General features: G+C 53.8%; 14 protein-coding genes. 2 read left to right on the top strand and 12 right to left on the bottom strand.

Translation table 11 applies throughout. The annotated features are described in order from the left end of the window. Positions 1 to 15: 15 nt before the first annotated feature. Genes PLD04_07230 through PLD04_07210 form a run of 5 tightly spaced genes read right to left on the bottom strand, consistent with a single transcriptional unit; the run spans position 16 to position 8,311 of the window. Positions 16 to 1,110 carry a M48 family metallopeptidase gene (locus tag PLD04_07230; GenBank protein ID HXK68123.1) on the bottom strand — a complete coding sequence of 365 codons (1,095 nt, stop codon included), beginning with the start codon at positions 1,108 to 1,110 and terminating at the stop codon, positions 16 to 18. Further along, the gene (locus PLD04_07225; protein ID HXK68122.1) at positions 1,110 to 1,886 is read right to left on the bottom strand and encodes a nitrilase-related carbon-nitrogen hydrolase; all 777 of its coding nucleotides are present in this window, start codon (positions 1,884 to 1,886) and stop codon (positions 1,110 to 1,112) included. Before PLD04_07225 ends, PLD04_07230 begins: the two co-directional genes overlap by 1 nt. After that, positions 1,874 to 4,156, bottom strand: coding sequence for a GspE/PulE family protein (locus tag PLD04_07220; protein HXK68121.1), 2,283 nt, complete (start codon positions 4,154 to 4,156; stop codon positions 1,874 to 1,876). The genes PLD04_07225 and PLD04_07220 overlap by 13 nt, the downstream gene beginning before the upstream one ends. Then, on the bottom strand, positions 4,137 to 5,318 hold the full coding sequence (locus PLD04_07215; GenBank protein HXK68120.1) for a hypothetical protein: 1,182 nt from the start codon (positions 5,316 to 5,318) through the stop codon (positions 4,137 to 4,139). Before PLD04_07215 ends, PLD04_07220 begins: the two co-directional genes overlap by 20 nt. Positions 5,319 to 5,368: 50 nt before the next feature. Then, positions 5,369 to 8,311, bottom strand: a complete 2,943-nt coding sequence (locus PLD04_07210; GenBank protein HXK68119.1) for a two-component regulator propeller domain-containing protein — start codon at positions 8,309 to 8,311, stop codon at positions 5,369 to 5,371. Between the two features lie 104 nt (positions 8,312 to 8,415). Between PLD04_07210 and PLD04_07205 the strand changes: the two genes are divergently transcribed. After that, entirely contained in the window at positions 8,416 to 8,886 is a 471-nt protein-coding gene (locus PLD04_07205; protein ID HXK68118.1) for a GNAT family N-acetyltransferase, read from the top strand. 114 nt (positions 8,887 to 9,000) lie between these two features. Here PLD04_07205 and PLD04_07200 read toward each other — a convergent pair whose 3' ends face one another. From PLD04_07200 to PLD04_07190, 3 genes are read right to left on the bottom strand one after another with little or no spacing between them, the layout of a single operon-like run. Further along, a complete protein-coding gene (locus tag PLD04_07200) occupies positions 9,001 to 10,041 on the bottom strand; it encodes a PDZ domain-containing protein (GenBank protein HXK68117.1) in 1,041 nt (346 codons plus the stop codon). Positions 10,042 to 10,043: 2 nt separating this feature from the next. Beyond that, positions 10,044 to 11,732, bottom strand: a complete 1,689-nt coding sequence (locus PLD04_07195; protein HXK68116.1) for a hypothetical protein — start codon at positions 11,730 to 11,732, stop codon at positions 10,044 to 10,046. Further along, positions 11,729 to 12,313: an RNA polymerase sigma factor gene (locus tag PLD04_07190; GenBank protein HXK68115.1), complete on the bottom strand. Its 585-nt coding sequence runs from the start codon at positions 12,311 to 12,313 to the stop codon at positions 11,729 to 11,731. The genes PLD04_07195 and PLD04_07190 overlap by 4 nt, the downstream gene beginning before the upstream one ends. 96 nt (positions 12,314 to 12,409) lie before the next feature. Between PLD04_07190 and PLD04_07185 the strand changes: the two genes are divergently transcribed. Then, complete coding sequence (locus tag PLD04_07185; protein HXK68114.1) at positions 12,410 to 13,852, top strand: sodium/proline symporter; 1,443 nt, start codon at positions 12,410 to 12,412, stop codon at positions 13,850 to 13,852. Between the two features lie 104 nt (positions 13,853 to 13,956). Here the strand turns inward: PLD04_07185 and PLD04_07180 are convergent, their stop codons facing one another. From PLD04_07180 to PLD04_07165, 4 genes are all read right to left on the bottom strand, one after another. Then, a complete protein-coding gene (locus PLD04_07180; protein ID HXK68113.1) occupies positions 13,957 to 14,802 on the bottom strand; it encodes a hypothetical protein in 846 nt (281 codons plus the stop codon). A gap of 258 nt (positions 14,803 to 15,060) precedes the next feature. Next, the gene (cax, locus tag PLD04_07175; protein HXK68112.1) at positions 15,061 to 16,173 is read right to left on the bottom strand and encodes a calcium/proton exchanger; all 1,113 of its coding nucleotides are present in this window, start codon (positions 16,171 to 16,173) and stop codon (positions 15,061 to 15,063) included. After that, positions 16,170 to 17,654, bottom strand: coding sequence for a 4Fe-4S binding protein (locus PLD04_07170; GenBank protein HXK68111.1), 1,485 nt, complete (start codon positions 17,652 to 17,654; stop codon positions 16,170 to 16,172). Before PLD04_07170 ends, cax begins: the two co-directional genes overlap by 4 nt. Next, a complete protein-coding gene (locus tag PLD04_07165; GenBank protein HXK68110.1) occupies positions 17,644 to 18,591 on the bottom strand; it encodes a DUF362 domain-containing protein in 948 nt (315 codons plus the stop codon). The genes PLD04_07170 and PLD04_07165 overlap by 11 nt, the downstream gene beginning before the upstream one ends.

Here is an 18,591-nt window from a genome sequence, read left to right as displayed (position 1 = left end):
CCTGCACAGAAAGGATCAGCAGCTCAAGAGAAGGCTGAGAAGAGCCAGGAGAAAGCCCGAGCAACCGCAGCAGGAACAACAACCGCACGGCTTTTGGACCGGTATGGGGGATCTCCCCCTTTGCGTGGTCGGTGAAGCAATTTTTTTCGTTCTTCCGACGACTTCATTACCGCGAAGCAGGGAAGGATCGACGGGGTGTTCATGCAGAAAGGAACGCACCGCGTTCCTACGGTCGAGGGGAGAGGGGTGGGAGGCCAGAAACGCCATATATTGAGATGAAGGCTGTAGAGCCGCGAGGCGGTCAAAAAAGATTGCCGCGTGGGTGGGATCATATCCCACATCCAGCATGAGCCTCATCCCCATCTTGTCGGCCTCCGTCTCATGCTGTCTTCCATAGCCCATTTTCTCTGCATCCAGGAGAACATTGACAAAGGGGATCAGAAACCAGGCTGCACCGCCCGTTATCAGAAGAACGGCAAGGTTAGCCAGAAAACGGATGGGAGCCATCTTTTCCCTGTGCTCCAGGTTCAGGAGCCCGTGGCGCATGCAGATATGGCTCACCTCATGGGCCAGGACAAAGACGATCTCTCCCTCCCGCTCAACGAAGTCGAAAAGCCCCGTATTTACAAGAATGATACCGCCCGGAATGGAGAGTGCATTGGGTTCCGGATCCTGAACGAGAATGCAGGAATAGGGAAGGTCAGGTCTTGGGGATTCACTGCCGAGAAGGGAAACAACGCGATTTAACCATACGACAGTCGGACCCTGAGGAATTACGGTTTTGTTTTTCAGGATATTCCGGGCCGCTTCGTTACCCAGTGTGATTTCCCTGGCACGGGAGAGCTTGTCCAGGAGGGGAATCAGGAAGGCCGGGGCCCTTCGCTTTTGTACCCTGCAGTCCGGACAAATCTCTTCTCCCGGCCCCAGTCCCGTTGGAGAAGCAAAGGGAGCTGCGCAGACATCACAGATCAGCACATATCGGGGGCCATCCTGTGTGATGAGATTGATCGTTCCGCAATGTCGGCACCGGCCCGCGTCCGTTCCGGGAAAGGTCTGTGTTGAAACCAGGTCCTGCTGTTCCAGGTTGGCTCCGCACTGGACACACTGCATTAATAAAACCCGGGTCTTCGGTCCTTAAAGAGATGATTGCGGGAAGTCACCTGCTTGTTTCGGGCAAGAGCCGGATCAATCCAGGACCGAAGAATTCGATCTCCGACGCCCGGTGCCTCGCATAAAATTTCTCCATCCGGACCCACAATCAGGGATCCTCCCGTAAAACGAAGATCGTCTTCCACGCCATATCGGTTGGGCAGGACGACATAGATCCGGTTATAAAGAGCGTGCCCGATGACACCCTTCTGACCCTTTCCAGGAAGGACGAGGTTGGATGGACACACAACCAGATCGGCTCCCTGCATCGCCAGAGAACGCCAGATCTCCGGAAAAGCCCAATCGAAGCAGATGAGAACCCCCACCTTCAGGTCGTCCAGTTCAATTAGTCCAGGAGCATCCGGGCCCGGATCGAAAACGTTTTTTTCACGATCAAAGAGGTGAACTTTGTGGTAGGAACGCACGCTCCCGTCGGGGTGGAGGATCAGGGCGCTGTTATAGAGATGATCTCCTTCCCGGATCGGGGTTCCGAAGGTGATCATCTTTCCGGATCGTTCTGCCGTTCGACGCAGGGGGTCCAGCCTCGGATCATCCGGTGTAAGGGAGAGGAGAAGCGCTTCTTCGCGGCTCTGAAAAAGGTATCCGGTCGTGGCAAGTTCGGGAAAAAAGACGGCACGTACCTCTCCCGCACGGTCCGTCCACTGCAAAATTGCTTCAAGGTTTACCTGAAGATCCTTCCAGGCGGGTTGAAACTGGATACAGGCTACCGGATACATACCGCCCGGACCTGCTTCATGTCCGTACTTCCCTGGAGAACTTTGATGATCCCGTCCTGCATCAGCGTGGTCATACCGTCACTGATCGCCTGGTTTCGGATTTCTTCCACGACCGATTTTTGCTGGATCAAGCGCTTGACCTCGTCGGTTCCCACAAGAAGCTCGTGGAGTCCCATTCGTCCGCGATATCCCGTTCCCGCACACTCGGGACAACCGACCGGTTTATAAAGTGTCATGTCGGGGCTCCATTCGATCTGTCTGGCTGCCAGAGCCTCTCGTCCAAAGGAGGCAGCCATGGACTCAAATTCTTCCCTGGAAGGATTGTAGGACTCTTTACAGCTCTTGCAGAGGGTCCGGATCAGACGCTGGGCAAGAATGCCCAGAAGAGAATCGGCAAAGTTGAATGGATCGATATCCATATCCAGCAGACGGGTAATTGTTTCCGGTGCGGAGTTGGTGTGAAGTGTGGAAAGGACAAGGTGACCGGTCAGGGATGCTTCCACGCCGATGTGGGCCGTTTCCTGGTCACGCATTTCACCGACCATGATCACATCCGGGTCGGCACGGAGAAACGAGCGCATCGCAGCAGCGAAAGTAAATCCGATCTTCGGATGAACCTGAACCTGACGCAGCCCGGGCTGCGTAATTTCCACGGGGTCTTCCGCTGTCCAGATTTTTCGTTCCGGGGTGTTAATGTATCCCAGGGCCGAGTGCAGGGTTGTTGTCTTTCCCGATCCGGTAGGACCTACACATAGAACGATTCCATAGGGTTTTGAAACAACTTCGTAAAAGGCGGAGAGATTTCGTTCGGAAAATCCCATTTTCTCCAGAGGGATCGGTTTGGATGCCGCCAGGATTCTCATGACGATGTCTTCTTCACTGCCGGTAGTGGGAATGGTGGCCACACGAAGCTCGATCGTACCCGTTTTCATGCGGAATCTGATTTTCCCGTCCTGAGGTTTTCGACGTTCAGAAATATCAAGATTGGACATGATCTTAAGCCTTGATATCACGGCATTGCGATGTGTGGCTGGAATTTCCTGGTACACATGGCAGACGCCGTCAATTCGAAAACGAATCCTTGTGGGCATCTTCTTCCCATAGGGCTCCACGTGGATGTCCGAGGCGCCCTGCTGATACGCATCCTTGATGATCTGGTTGGCCAGTCGAACGATGGCGTTGTCGGCTTCGTCGACACCCAGAGCATCCTCATCCACCACCTCTTCGGTTTCGGCTTCCAGTTCACCCAGAATTTCAGCCAGATCGGATTTTACCTCGGTTTCCTCGATCCCATAGGAGGTGTTGATGTAATCCTGGATATCCCTGGGTATGGCAACAAGACATTCATGCCGGGGGGCCAGCTGCATCATTCGGACAATGTCAATTTTGGCCAGATCTGTGGGGTCCTCCATGGCGACCTGAACCGTTCCGCCTTTTTTGGACAGCGGCGCGACAAGGACTTTTTTCAGATATTCGGGGTTGAGTCTCTGGCGAAATTCTTCAGGCATCATCTGGGTTCCGTCGAAAACAAAGTGGCCGGAATTGAAAAATTGCCCCAGGCTTTTCAGGACTTCCTCTTTTGCGATCCGGTACTTTTCCACCAGGACATGGCTGATTTCCTGGTTATTCATTCGAGCATAGCTGACGGCATCTTCAAGGTTCTTCTCCGAAATCAGCCCCTTGTCGATCAGGTATCCATACTTGTTGGGCTGCTGAGCCCGGGTTATCCGTCTCTGGTTGTAAAAGGCGATTCCCAGGGTTTTCGCAATCTCCTGTGCCGCCGCCTGATCCGCATTGGTAAATTCTCCGCCTCCCTTTTTATTCAGGAGCTGAAGAACTCCCATGATGTACTTATCGTAAAGAATCGGTGCCGCCAGGACCTGGGCGGTTGTAAACCCCGATTTTTTATCCCAGGAAGAGTCAAAGTCCAGCTTGGGGTGAAGGGCCTTTAATTCTTCAGGATCATAGGCATTTTTAAGACGAACGGTCTGTCTTGAAAGAGCACAGAATCCCACAATCGATGCAAAGTTACGGGGTACCCGAATCTCTTTCAGTTCTTCACCTTCTTTGTAAAGGCTGTACAACTGCTGGTTCTTTGTGTCGATGGCGTATATGGTAATCCGCTCGGCGCCCAGGAGGTCCAGAATCCGGGTCTTCAGATCCACGATGATTTCTTTTATATTCTGGGCTCCATGGATCTGGTTAATGATTTCTGTGAGACTTTCTTTGAATTGAAGAAGTGATTGGACTTCATTCGCTTGCGCAGTCATACCCATGTACCTCCTCCATCTGCTTGAGTCGTCTGGTGATTTTTTTTATGAATCCCCTTCGATCCCCTGGTTCACCGGTCACTGCTACGAAAACGTTTTCTCCGGAAAGGATTTCAAAGGGTAATTCTGACATTTTCAGGTAATCCTTCAATGCGGATTCCGCTTCTTCCCTGTCCGATCTGGAATCCCATCGGGAAAGCCAGACCGTGACTTCATTTTTCCCTCGCGTGAAGAGTCCAACACGATCTCCATCCCATCCTGCGGCTGCCCGTTCCGCCCTTTCTTTATCGCCGGTTGTATGAAAGATATAACTCCAGGTGGATTCTCCCAATGTGTCACCGAATGTGAGATCCCAACTCCCGGGAGCAGTTTTGTTGATCATCCTGCTGAAATCAGCCGGGAAAGATGTCTTCTGGTTCGGATGAAGAATGGCTTCTGTCGAACAGGGAGGTGAGGCATACCACTGATCCAGGGCCTTGAAATTCTTTCCTCCATCGGTTTTTTCGATGACAAACCGCGCTCCCTGGAGATAGGGAAAGACCATTTCGTGAATCAGATAGGGTGGGAAATCTCCCATGATATCCGTCATGGTCGGGGCGAAGAGGTCCAGAGAATCAGAGAAAGCTCGAAGATCGCCCCCTCCAAGCTTTCCAAACTGGTCAGCCATCATGAGTATGGTGGCTTCTCCTTCCAGGACCGATTGAAGGGCCATCTGGGCATCATGGTTCCCCATGAGACGGGTCATCCGGGAGTCCAGGTTCATATACTGATCCTGGAGTGCATGAGTGAATTCGTGGAGGGCAACCATGTCGGCTACCATGCCTTCGTCTCCGACGCCCCGAATTACGTAATAGACCTGATCTTTGGGATCGTAGAATGCCGCGACCTGCGATTTGTATAGATTGAGAAGATCGGCAACCATGTCCGTGTTCTCTGGAATGAGCCTGAGGGCCTTCAGCCAGCGTTCCAGTCCCTCGACATGATCTCCGTATGTGTCCTTCAGGGCCCGCTGAATGAATGGATCGAGAGCCTCCCGATCCATGGATTTTACGGTTACGGAGTGCTTAAAGGGCAGGCCCCTGATTTCCGTTATTCGGCTTTGCACCTGCTGGGCATCCAGTGTTGGGAAAAAAAGAAGGGCCCACAGAATCAAAGAAATCATTGACTCACTATACACCAAATCCCATGCATGGTAAAGAAAAGTCTTTCATTTCAGCCATTCAGGACACTCTGGCAAACGGTATTCCTCCCGGCTCGCTTGGCCTCGTACAGGGCATCATCCGCAGCAGACAGCAGAGCTGTTGCGGAAGTGGAGGGCGAAGGACGAAAGGTTGCAGTACCAAGACTGATGGTCACGACGGTATCGATTGGAGAGGATGGGTGAGGAAGTGCCTGTTTTCGTACGGCATTCCTCATGGTTTCCGCAGTGTAAAGCGCACCCTGTTCGTCGCTGTTGAAGAGCACCGCGACAAACTCTTCTCCGCCGAATCGTGCCAGAAGGTCCCCGGGACGTCGTAAACATCCCGATAACGTATCCGCGACGATTTTGAGGCATTCATCTCCCTTGATATGTCCCATACTGTCGTTATAAGCCTTGAAATGATCGATATCAATCATGATGATGGACAGGGGAGTTTCCGTTCGAAGAGAGCGCCGCCACTCCCCATCAAGGGTCTCCTCGAAGAGACGCCGGTTGGGAATTCCCGTGAGACCATCCTGAGAGGAGAGGCGCTGGAGTTCTTTGTTAGCTGATTCCAGTTCACGGGTCACGCTCAGGAGATCTCGGGTCCGGTCATCCACCAGGCGTTCGAGTTCTCTCTCCCTGCGGCGCAGGTGGTTGACGCGAATACGATACAGCCCCAGGACTCCCAACCCGATAATAAGAGAAAGAAGAAGGTAAAACCAGACGGTTTGTGTGAAAAAGGGCAGCAGGGTCAGGGATACCGTGGCGCCCTCTTCATTCCATATTCCGTCACTGTTGCATGCAATGACCCGAAAGGTATAGCGCCCCGGCTTCAGCCCCGTATAAAATGCCGTCCTCCTTTTCCCGGCTTCGACCCAGGAATGGTCATAGCCTGAGAGCATGTATCGAAACAATACGCGGTCAGGGTCGAAAAAAGACAGGCCGGTATAGTGGAATTCACATTTGTCATACCCGGGCTCCAGTACGATTGGTGTCCGCCCTGAGTAAACCCTGTCTCCCGATTGGACCTTCTGGATGACGACAGGGGGAGGAATGGTATTGGTGACCGTATGCTCAGGGTCCACGACCACAGCTCCCTTCAGCGTCGGAAACCAGAGCCTCCCATCTTTTGATCTGCAGCCGGCGGGCTGAACACCGCCGTTACATTCGTTACTCTTCATCCCATCCCGGGTTCCGTAGGTTTTACACCCGACACGGTCCAACCTCCCACGGGCCACGTCGTCCAGCTGGGATTTTGTGACGGAAAAGACACCCTTATTTGTACTCATCCATAGATGGGATGAATCATCTTCAAGAATTTCAAAGATTGCGTCATTGAAAAGGCCTTCCCTCATCGTCCAGTGTTGAACCTCGCTTCCAGAAATACGATAGAGTCCATCTCCAAAGGTCCCGATCCAGATATCACCTTCCCCATCCTGGTACAGAACCATGATCATTCCCTCTGCAAGTCCATCCCGATTGTCATGATGAATTTTCCCGTCCTGAAGATAATTGAGACCCCCCCCATCCGTTCCAACCCATACTGTTCCTTCCCGGTCCTTAAGAACCGTTGTGACAATCGGATGGCTCAGTCCATCCTCCAGGGACCAGGTTGTGAAACGGTCTCCGGTCAGATGACTCAACCCTCCACCGTCTGTCCCAATCCAGAGCTCTCCCTCATGGTCTTCATAAATGGCTGTGATCGTATTGCTTTTCAGTCCATCCCGTACCGTGTAGGTACGAATACCGTGATTGTCCAGCCGGTTCAGACCTTCCGCCGTGCCGATCCATATGCTTCCATTACGGGAAGCCTGAACGGAAAGGACAACATCGCTGGATAGTCCATTTATTGTTGAGACAGAAGTCAGGATATTCTGGTCCAGTCGATAAGCTCCCCCGCCGTAAGTCCCGAACCACATAGCTCCTTTCCCATCCTGGCAGATGGAAAATACATCGTCATTTTTCATCCCGGAAGCCTGCGTCAGCGTGGTGAACGTCCCATTTTTAAACCGATGCAGACCCCCGGCGGAAGTTCCCACCCAGAGATTCCCCTCGAGATCTTCCTCGAGGCTCAGGATTACATTCGTGGCACTTCCCTCCATAACCTGAAAAGAGTCCATTGATCCATCCTGTCGAATCCGGTTCAGGCCCCCAAAGGTGCCGATCCAGAGATTTTCGTCTCGATCGACAAGTAGAGTTGATACGATCTCATCGCATAGCCCGTCCCGTGTTCCAATCTTTCGGATCCTACCCTTATGAATCGAAACAAGCCCCTGTCCGGATGTTCCGAACCATAAGGCTCCGTTCTGAGCCTCCGCAATACAGCGGATCGGGACGTTTCGGAGCTCCTTCTCTGAATCCTGGATCAGTTCTCCTCTGGAATTGATCTGTCCCGCTCCCTGGCGAACCGTACCGATGTGCAAGATGCCGGAACGATCTCTGAAAATCGTACGGATTGAATCATTCGGTTCGAGAGTGCCCTGAATTACGGGTGTGAATCGATTCGATCCAAATTGAAACAGATTGCCGGAATCTGTGGCGGCAAGGATGGATCCATCCGGTTCAGACCACAGGCAGTTTACCGTTCTTCCTGGAAGGCCCTCTTTTTCACCAAAGTGCTGAAATGAATCCGAACGATACCTGAGCAGGCCATCGGTCGTTCCAATCCATAACGAACCTTCCCGGTCTTCCGCCAGGCAGGTTACGCTGTTGGAGGCGAAAGCCTTTACATTGGATTTGTCGAAAATATCAAATCGAACACCATCAAAGCGAACCAATCCTTCCTGAGTTCCGAACCAGATATACCCGAGGCGGGTCTGGAGAATTGCAGTGACTGAATTCTGAGGCAGACCATCTTCGGTATTCCACATGGTGTGGTCATACTGGTCGATCGATTTCATCGGATCGAGAGCCTGAAGAGGTATTGCCGGAAACAGCAGGAGAATAAGCCCTGCCGCTCGAAGGATGTGCATGAAAAATATTATACCCGTCAATGGAATATACAATAGCCCCGGGATGCCGGAAGAACTCCATAATCATCCTTTGAGGCCCTTTGTCGGCAGGGTAAAATGGGAATATGGTGAACTCGGGGTCGATTACAATCTGCCATCTCTTCGAGCAGCCTCAACATGTCAAGGCCGTTGCTGGATGGATTCACAGGGAATGGTGGTCTCAACGACCCGGTCACACGGAGGCCACAATGGAGCTTCGGCTCCGACAGGCCTGCTCCCCCGACCGGGTACCCCTCTCTCTTCTGGCCATGGAAGGCTGCACGCCCATTGGAACCGTGAACCTCGTAGAAAATGATGCCGAGCAGAGGCCGGACTGGACTCCCTGGCTTGCCGCTCTCCTGGTTCTTCCCGATTACCGTGGGCGTGGAACTGGAACGGATCTTGTGAAAAGATTGCTCCGCTATGCCTCGAGGCTGGAGATAAAGGAACTCTACCTCGGGACTGATATCCCCTCCTTTTATAACCGTTTCGGATCCGTGGATCTTGAGGTTTTTCCAAATGGTTTTCGGTATATGACATTGCCTGTTCCACCATGAGTCAAAGCTTACAGGTATGGGGGCGATGAGTTTCTGCTGCGGGTCGGGAAGATCATGTGAAAAAGAAAAAATGCCCCGGGAATCCCGGGGCTGCTCAATGGAGGCGGCCTGAAATCAGATGGCCGGTTCGTCTGATTCGATGCGGTGAATCACCTTCACGTTCTCATCGTTACGATCATCGACGATGACTCTGATGTTTTTCATTTCCACTTCAGGAGAATCGGGTTCACCCGTAACGTGAACCTGGATGAACTTTTCCTCGCCGTCATCTCCCGGGGAAAACACCATCTCCTTTATCATTTTTTTATCACAATGCTCTGTTCTTTCAGCCGGACCCAGCTCGGCCTTTACCTCCTGTTTCTTTCGATCGCGGATGATCTTAATCGTAATGCTCCCTTCGTCCTTATCCATAATGAGGGATTGAAGGTCGCTCGAATTCTCAACCACTTTGCCGTCAATCGCCACGATGATGTCGCCGGCTCGAAGCCCTGCTTTTTTTGCGGAAGAGTCATCCAGGACGGCGGCGATCAGGACTCCTTTCCCATCCGTTACTCCGAAATATTCTGCCAGCTGACCGGAGAGGTTTTGAAGCTCGACGCCCAGCCTGGGTTTTCCCGTCGTCAGAAACACCATTTTTTTCCCGGGGAAGGAGAACTCCTTTCCCTCTGCGTTCATCCACTTCATGATATCGTCATGATCCCTGTCTCCCTCGTGGATGCGGAACAGATCCGGCACATCGGGGGCCGGGGGCCTTGTTCCCAGCGCGGGCCGAAGGGATAGTTCCTTTCCGTCCCGGACCACGTTCAGTGTGACTTTTCGGCCCGGAGGAGTTTCCCGGACGAACCGTTTAAGCTGCAGGGCACTCTCCACCGGCGTCCTGTTCCATTGAACGATGACGTCACCTTCCTTGAAATCTGCTTTGGCGGCGGGGCTCCCTTCCTCCACACGGATTACGACAGCTCCAGCCTCTTCTTTCAAGGATGAATTCCGAAGGTCATCTGCGGTCACTTCCCGGAGGACGACTCCAAGATAGGCCGTTTCCTGAGAGGCATGGCTCCAGATTAGGGGTTCTTCACCGGGGAAAGGAACCGGTGCGGCGAGCAGGGTTGCGGCAAGAACAAAGGGCATGATGAATAGAGCTTTCCAATGGATCATTGTTATTCTCCTTTTGGGGGGTAAATGATTGACTCGTTACCGACCACAACGGCGGTTCTGTATGCGGTCCGGGTTGAATCCACAAGAGAAAGAAGTTCTTTCCAGCGAGGGTCACGGCTCTGATCCCTCGACAGCGCCATTATCTTTTGATAGAGGTTTTCAATCTGATCCTTCGGATCCTTAGACGTTTCCCGAAGGATCATACTGTATTCTGCGGCCAGGGATGGGAGTTGAAATTCCAGAGGTGCCTTTTCCCAGGAAGTGGAAAGATCGTCAAAGTAGATCTCTCTTCGGATTTCGATCTTCGTCCGTGGATGGTCGGAGGGACGGTAGGTCAATGTTACGGTGGCGAGGGGTTTGTGGTCCGACCGATCAGGACGGATTCTTAGTTCGTACATCGCAGCCGAAGTAAAGTTGCCCGGAAGAGTTGTTCCTGGAAGGATGGAACTTCGAGCGGCCGTTTCCTTTCCCCTGACGCTCGAGAGTGATCGATAGGATTCAACAGCTGATGGCTCAAAGTGAATTTCGACCCGGGCATCCCGGGCGACCGGTTCTTCCATTTCGGAGATTTTTCGAAGAACCCGCCGGGCCGCTTCCTGAGTGATAAAAAGTTGAGCGTCGGGACCTTCTTCGATTCTGGGAATGTCGCGGGTAATCCTGGAGAGATCAATCTGTGTTGTGGGGTCCGGATTTTCCGAGCCCGAGGCAGGGAGTTTCCGATTCACTTTCTGCGTCACGATAAAGATTCGATGAGGGCCCTTCCCGGACTCAGGGATTGGAGAAATTTCTTCATCCAGGGTCCCGACCCGGGGAAATGGAGCCGTACCGGTCCTAGGATCTCCGGGATCCAACGCCTTGAATTCAATGATCTGGCGGGATGCAATCAATTCAAAACTTGTGCCGGGTCCCATCGTAGCGATGAATTCAGGAACGGCTCCTGCGACGGCTTCGGAGATATTTCGCTGCTCGGCTTCGTCCAGGTTGAGAATGAGAGTACAACGATCGGGTTCACTGCTGGAAACCGTCTTTCCCCGGCTGGAGATGCGAACCAGGATCAGCCTGTGCTCGGGATCTGAATGAAAGGGAGAAGCAGCTCCGGTTACGTCGAGGGATACCGGGCTGTCTCCTTTCCATACCGGCTGAACGAAGTGATTGATGAATGCAGCCGGATCGACAAGATCTCCGGGAGGACGGTATCCCCGTTCCAGAAGATATCGGGACAACCTGAAGGGTGCCGCATCCACGGTGAGGTTAACCTCGGCCACAGGAAAATCCCTGGAGGAGACAAAGCGAGCCGGCGTCGAAAAGAAAGAGGCGTTCCGGACAGGATCTGGTGCGGAGTGAAGGGGAACCTGTGAAGCTGATGATTCATTCAGGGAATCGGGGCTTACGTTCATCACGGGCCGGTCCGGGGAGTTGGATGAATTGAAGGCTCGCTGCAGCGAGGATCGAATCGGTTGAATTCGACCCAGAACGAAACCCGCAAGGATTCCCAGAGCACACAGGATCACTACGGCTGCAGCTGCCCTCAGAGGGGTTGGAGTGGGGCTTCCATCCTTTGAGGGGCGAGACACGCCAAGCACTTCATCCGGAATATTAAGGAATATTCGAGAGAAGAGGTCCCTGGAAGGGGGAGGGAAATCCCCTTTCCTGAGATGTTCCTGCAGGGTTTTTCGCGTGATCCGTTTCATGATTCCGCTTCTCCGAGGAAGGCTTCAAGGAGCTTCAGCGCACGTTTCAGCCGTTTTCGAATGGCCATGGAACTCAATCCTTCCATCCGTGCTATCTCCCGAACCGGAATCTCAGCCCAGAAATGGGCTGTCAGAGAAAATCGAAGATCGTCGGGTAACCCCATGACGGCCATTCTCAAACGCTCCTGGAGATCCTCTTTCTCCAATAGCCCCTGTGGTTCATGCTCCTCGTTTGCTGGAATTGCAGAATAATCCTTCACGGAAATCAGGCGTGCAGGTTTACGGATGTGATTTAAGAAGGTGTGGTAAGCGATCTGATAAAGCCATGTGGAAAGTTTTGCCTTTCCTGCATATGAGGAAAGCCCCTGCCAGGCTTTACGGTAGGTCTCCTGCGTCAAATCTTCTGCCGTTTCCCGGTCTCCCCCACAGAGACGGATCAGAGCGGAGTACACCATGGTGTAGGTTTCTTCAACCCATGCTCCCGCATCGATTTTGTTCCAGCTCTTGCTTTCAGGTTCCGGAGAGCGGAAAACAGTTGATTGGGATTCAGGAGGATCGGGGATATGAAAGGCATAGAGCATCAATCTAATTAGACACACTCCCTTCTGAAAAGTAAACCACAATCCCGGACAGGTTCCCGGACTTGACGCAGAGTTCTTTTTTCCCATAATAGTTTCATGGTTTCCACGATTGCCGCATTCTCTCTATATTTTGCAGCGGTCCTTCTCATCGGGTTCCTGGTATCCCGTTTTTCATCCAAAGATCTGGATCACTTTTTTCTGGCAAACCGAACGCTGGGAGGTTTCGTTGTGGCCCTGAGTACCGTGGCGTCCGGGCGCAGCGCATGGCTTCTTCTTGGTTTCTCCGGTATGGCGTTTTCCATGGGTGTGGCGGCTGTGTGGGCCACGGTGGGTTATATTTCAATTGAGGCCATCCTTTTTCTCACCGTCGGGAAGAAACTCAGGAGAGAAACGGGTCGGATGGGAGACATTACCATCCCGGACTACTTTGCCTCGCGCTACCCGGGCCACAGCCAGAGTCTCCGGCTCCTTTCTGCGGTTCCCATTGTTGTCTTTCTTACCGCCTATGTTGCGGCTCAACTCCTGGCAGCCGGGAAGGCCTTTCAGTCTGCCTTTACCCTTCCCGTGAATGAAGGGATGGTTCTGGCGGCTGCCATCATCCTGGTCTATACACTCCTTGGCGGATTTCTTGCCGTAGCCCTGACCGATGTTATCCAGGGGCTGCTCATGATTCTTGCCCTGATCGGGCTTCCCCTGACGGTACTGGTGCAAAGGGGAGGATTCTCATGGCTTGCCTCCTCACTGATGTCACTGGATCCTGGGCTTATCGCTCCCATGAACCTTTCCGTGGCGGTTCTTGCCGGGTTTCTCGGAATAGGGCTGGGCTCGGCAGGGAATCCGCATATCCTGGTGCGATACATGGCCGCCAGAGAGGAAAAGGACCTTGTACGGGCGGCCATGTATGGAACCGTGGCGAATATTCTTATGGCGGTCGGGGCTACGTGTACCGGTCTGGTGGGGCGCGCCGTCTATCTGAGTGCGGACCATCTTCCCTCCGGTGATCCGGAAATGATCCTTCCCTACCTTGCGAGAGACACGTTCCATCCCTTTCTTTTTGGAGTTGTCCTCGCGGCAATCTTTGCCGCCATCATGTCCACCTGTGACTCCCAGCTTCTTGTGGCCTCTTCAGGCCTGATCCGTGACATCTACCAGAAAATACTGCGCAAAAACCGGCAGGTTTCCACCGATGATCTTGTACGGCTCAGCCGGCTGGCCATTCTGATTCTGATGGTTCTTGCCGTCCTGCTTGCCGTTTCCGCAAAAACCATCGTCTTCTGGTTTGTACTCTTCTCCTGGAGCGGCCTGGGTGCCGCCATCGGACCTGCCGTGATCGTGAGCCTCTATTCCAGTAATGCCTCGGGCCGCGCCATCCTCGCGGGCATGGTTGTGGGTGCTGTGGTGACGGTTGTCTGGAACCAGGTTCCCCTTCTCAAGAGTTCCATGTACGAACTGGTCCCCGCCTTCTTTCTATCCCTGATTACGATTCTCCTCATCTCAGGGAGGAATGGAACGAATCAGGTGTACGCGAAACCAGAATAAGAATCAGCCCCATGTTACCGGGCTGATGGTAAATCAAGAAAAGAAGCCCCGGAATGATGTCGACCTGTTTGTGTTTCATTCCGGGACTTCGCGAACCGATTACGTCAGGGCATTTCAGGGGCCCAGGAACCTTCGAAGGGTCGGGGATAGGGGGGCCGTCGATCGGGAAAATCGTAAAACAGAATGACCGCCTGACCGATCTGATACATGCCTGTGTCATAGTCGAAGCGGACCTGGCGGACCGGATGCGTCTCTCTCTCTCCCATCCCGGTTCCGGCCTTCTGTCTCTTCTCCATACATTCGGATTTTCTCTGACTCATGGCAGAGGGAGCTTCATCATAGGCGTTGTGACCGCTCAAACCGTACCGGGTGTACTCGATGATGGGATTGGATTCATAATATTGTTCCATTTCCCTCTTTGACCAGAAGAAGGCCGCCCCGATTACACCGCAGTTGACAGAAAGATCTTTTCCCCAGCGATTTCCCTGCCAGGTCGCATAGGAGTCTTCCCGGGTGGTAAAGAAGAATCGACGGGCATCATGGGATGAAACCTGCCAGCCGCGGATCGTGACGTAGGAATAAGGATCGATGATCCACTTCTTCCCTTCGTCCGGTTTTCCGGGATCTCCCGTGATGGAATTGAGGCCGTCGATGGCAAGGTTGACGGCAACGGGAATCGGCATGGGGTTGTGGATCCGAATGGAGTATCGCTCCCCGGGTTCGGCGGAAACAAAAGGCCGGTTCCATTTCCTGCTTTCTCTCAGAACCCCGCGCTCGTCGGAAATGATCTCGATCGTGAAGGTGTAGGTCTGGGGTCGGTACTCATAGTAGGTGTACCCGTCCCGGATGATCTTCGTGCGACACGTAAAGGTAAAGGATTGTCCTGCGGCAAAGGTTCCTGCGGCCACCGCCAGAACCAGGGCTGTGATGATCAGGGCATTTCGTTTCATAAGGCACCTCCGTGGAATGGGTGAGGGATTGAACCTCTCAACCATGGAGACGATGGAGATGCGGCTTTTCTTAGAACCCCCATTTCCTTACGCAGTGCATGTCCGGGCGGTGAAGATGGTCGGAAATGCAGGGAAGACAATTGAAATATGTAGAAGGCGCAGCCCTTTGCCTGTGTTGAGGATTGTTGAGTGACTGTAAAACGGCGCGGTCCTATGTGTCGCCGCAGCCACAGGGAGTGTGAAAAGAACGGGTCAGGTTCAGGGGATGAAGAAAAATCCTGCGGCCAGGATGGCGTATACACCCAGAAGAAGAGCGCCTTCAAGCCAGTGGGATTCACCGTCATGGCAGATGCTCGAAACCATGAGGACCGAAAAGGTTACCGCTACGACCTCAAGGGGATTGAAGTCAAGATTCATTCTGTGAGTGGAAGTGCCGGTCCCAAGGATTAATCCGAAGAGGACAAGGACGGGAGCGACAAAGAGGGCGATCTGCTTGCTGGATTCCATGGCAATGGTGAGGGAAAGGTTCATCTGATCCTTCCACGCCATGAGGACCGCTGTGGAATGTTCGGCGGCGTTACCGATAATCGCGATAATAATAACCCCGACAAATGTTTCCGTAAATCCGATGGTGGAAACGGTTTCATCCAGGGAGTGGACCAGGATCTCCGCCATTGCACCCACAAAGACCGTGGAACCTACAAGCACCCAGACGGCACGCCGCAGAGTCCAGGAAGTTTTTGCCGGATGTTCCGCCTTTCCCCGGTAAAGGTGGCTGTGGGTTTTCAGGCTGAACAGGAGGCTGCATCCATAGAGAAGAAGAAGGATGATGGAAATGGTGACGCTGAGATGGAGCTCGATGGGTTCCAGTCTCTCCGTGGGAATGAAGAGATGAAAGAGAGCCGGGATGGCCAGTGCACACACTGAGAGGAGAAGGGTGCTGGAGGAGGCGCTCGCCGCTGTGAGGTTGAAGGTTTGCCGTCCGTTTCGGATTCCCCCGATGAGTACGGAAAGTCCAAGTACGAAAAGGATATTTCCGATAATGGAGCCTGTAATGGATGCTTTGACAATTACAATGTTTCCTTCCTTCAGGGCAATCAGCCCGATAATGAGTTCCGCCGCATTTCCAAACGTTGCATTCATGAATCCACCAAGACCGCTGCCGAGCCGATGGGCGATCTCCTCCGTGGCCTTTCCCATCAGGTTGGCCAGGGGGATGATCGCGATGCATGCGCAGGTGAAGATAAGGACGTGATACGTTGTGAGAAAGAAGAGGAGCATGGCGGCCGGGATACAGAGAAGCAGAGAGTTCAGGATCCAGTCCGCCCGTGACCAGCCGCCCGGCTTGGTTCCTTCCATGGAATCGTTCACGCTCTGGCTCCAACAATCGTATTGGAGGGATCCCGGCTTTCGCCCGATGAAATGACATAAATGGCCGGATCCGCGAGGACGGGACACTTGTTTTCACAGATCCCGCAGCCGATGCACCGTTCCAGAACCACCCTGGGTTGAAGGATTTCCCGTGATTCAGGGCCGCTTGCGATGAGAATCCGGTCAAAAAGGATGGCCTTGGGATCTGTCGGGCACATCTCCTCACAGACCGTGCAGGGGCGATTGTTCGCCCAGGGAAGGCATCGGCCCCGATCGATCATGGCGGCACCGATGACGATGGGTTTTCCGATTTTCTCCTCAACGGTAAAGGCGCCGATCGCACCGGTCGGACAGACCCTTGAGCAGAGGTTGCAGTTATATTCACAGTACCCAAGGCGGGGAACCAGTACCGGAGACCAGAGACCTTCGATTCCAGCCTCATCCCAGGCTGGATGGAGGGCGTTGACGGGACACACCTTCATGCATTCACCGCATCGAATACAGAGATCGAGAAAATCATCCTCCGGTAGCGCTCCGGGAGGCCGGATTCTCCGCCTGGACGGGAAGAGTGTTCCTCCTGCCGATGCCTTGATTGCAAAGGGCACCGCAACGGCGGCGAGGGAAGCCTTCATGATGGTTCGGCGGGGCATGCTTGTGGGAATGGAGGAAGCGGAAGGGGGGAGGAGGTGATAGGTGATGGCAGAATCCGGACAATGTTCTGTACAGTTCAGGCATACAAAACATTCCATGACCCGATGATCTCCCAGGGGTTCATCGGCACCCTGGCACCCGATGACACATAGAGAACAGCCGGAACAGAGTGAATCCTGCCGGTGAATCTTGAAAAAAGGGTATCGGGAAATCAGTCCGAGAAGGGCACCCAGGGGACAGAGGGCCCGGCACCACAATCGGGGGACCCATAGGTTTGCGGCCAGGATGGCGAGAAAGAGCACGGCGAGGATCCATCCTCCCTGAAACGCCGGCTGTTTGATGTAGAGGAATCCCGTGGCTTCGCCCAGGGAAGGAAAGATACCGGTGGAAAGGGACCGTACCAGCAGGGCGATCGGATCCAGCCACCCCGCGGCATTGACTCCCAGAAGGGCCAGCACGATAAGAACCGCCAGGATGACATATTTCGTGACGTACCAGGATCTCCAGCGGTTGATGGAGAGATTCTCCCTCTTGCTTCTCCGGGACAGAAGCCACCCGGTTGCCTGGTTCAATGTCCCCATCGGACAGATCCACCCGCAGAACACGCGGCCGAAGATGACGGTCAGGCCGATTGTGGCAAGAGAAAGCAGCATTCCGGTCGCCAGAGTGGCCCCGGCAAGGATGGAAGAGAGCGCGAGAAGGGGGCTGGCTTCCAGAAAGAACTTCACGGGAAGAGATCCCAGGCCAAAATAGGATGTGGCTGCGAGTAGCAGGATGAAAAGGAGAAGAAAGAAAGCCTGGTAGATCCATCGAACCGATTTAAGCCTCAAGGTCGATTTCCTCCCGCATGATGGTCCCGTATTCATGGGTTCCCAGCCCCGCAGCCCTGCCCAGGCGGATGAAGGGAAGGTCTAACGGGGTCAGGCCAAGAAGCCCGGCACCCCAGGCGTCCAGGGCCACCGGATCGGTTCCCGCGGCGATGAGCCCCATGGAACGCACATTGTCCAGGCTCCCTCCCTGAGGCCCGTTGGCAATAAGAACCCGGGTCGCATCCATAAGAGTGAATGTGGGTTTGATCGCAACGGCAAGATCCACTACCGATTCGTGAATCATCTGGTGGAGCTTGTGCCTCCGTCCTCCAAGGAGGCCGTACCAGTTCTTCAACCCGAGGGTCGCTCGGGTCAGGGAATGGTGTTTGACGATGGGCACATTGATGATTCGATCGGCTTCGAGAAAGACCCGTCCCGTGGGAAAGGACTGGATAAACGAACCGTGATAGGCTACGTCCACAAAGGTGTCGGGAATCACGAGAGAGGCTCCCGAGCGTTCCGCAGCATCACGGATCCCGGAACGGTCAAAGGTCTTTCTCGGATCATTACAGGCGATATCGGCCACGATGACGCTGCCGGCCCCCGCCGCCAGGCCCATGGTGACAAGCGCGGCAACGATTTCAGGATGGGTGTTGGCCGCCTGCTCCGGCGTACGGTCCCAGGCGGCATTGGGCTTGATGAGGAGGATTTCCCCTGGTCGGATTAATGCTTCCATACCCCCGAACGGCTTGAGAGCTATCTCGACCATCGAGGGGATGTCCTTTCCATGGACCTGTACGATTCCTCCTGGAATTTGTAATCCCGATCGATGATCCCGAAAGGTCGGAAGAGGTCCACTACTCTGCCTGCGGTCCCGAAAGTAAAGGGCGGCCCCCGAGGAGATCCCCAGCGTGCCGACTGCCCAGAGGCACCTCTGCAGAAAGGTTCTTCGGTCCAT

The organism is Thermoanaerobaculia bacterium, assembly GCA_035593605.1.
Lineage (GTDB): Bacteria > Acidobacteriota > Thermoanaerobaculia > UBA2201 > DAOSWS01 > DAOSWS01.
This window is presented reverse-complemented; position numbering and strand designations above follow the sequence as displayed.

Excerpts from the sequence above, each read along its gene's own strand:
- PLD04_07230 (HXK68123.1), bottom strand. The coding sequence starts at position 1,110 with ATGCAGTGTGTCCAGTGCGGAGCCAACCTGGAACAGCAGGACCTGGTT.
- PLD04_07225 (HXK68122.1), bottom strand. The coding sequence starts at position 1,886 with ATGTATCCGGTAGCCTGTATCCAGTTTCAACCCGCCTGGAAGGATCTT.
- PLD04_07220 (HXK68121.1), bottom strand. The coding sequence starts at position 4,156 with ATGACTGCGCAAGCGAATGAAGTCCAATCACTTCTTCAATTCAAAGAA.
- PLD04_07215 (HXK68120.1), bottom strand. The coding sequence starts at position 5,318 with ATGATTTCTTTGATTCTGTGGGCCCTTCTTTTTTTCCCAACACTGGAT.
- PLD04_07210 (HXK68119.1), bottom strand. The coding sequence starts at position 8,311 with ATGCACATCCTTCGAGCGGCAGGGCTTATTCTCCTGCTGTTTCCGGCA.
- PLD04_07205 (HXK68118.1), top strand. The coding sequence starts at position 8,416 with ATGGTGAACTCGGGGTCGATTACAATCTGCCATCTCTTCGAGCAGCCT.
- PLD04_07200 (HXK68117.1), bottom strand. The coding sequence starts at position 10,041 with ATGATCCATTGGAAAGCTCTATTCATCATGCCCTTTGTTCTTGCCGCA.
- PLD04_07195 (HXK68116.1), bottom strand. The coding sequence starts at position 11,732 with ATGAAACGGATCACGCGAAAAACCCTGCAGGAACATCTCAGGAAAGGG.
- PLD04_07190 (HXK68115.1), bottom strand. The coding sequence starts at position 12,313 with ATGCTCTATGCCTTTCATATCCCCGATCCTCCTGAATCCCAATCAACT.
- PLD04_07185 (HXK68114.1), top strand. The coding sequence starts at position 12,410 with ATGGTTTCCACGATTGCCGCATTCTCTCTATATTTTGCAGCGGTCCTT.
- PLD04_07180 (HXK68113.1), bottom strand. The coding sequence starts at position 14,802 with ATGAAACGAAATGCCCTGATCATCACAGCCCTGGTTCTGGCGGTGGCC.
- PLD04_07165 (HXK68110.1), bottom strand. The coding sequence starts at position 18,591 with ATGGACCGAAGAACCTTTCTGCAGAGGTGCCTCTGGGCAGTCGGCACG.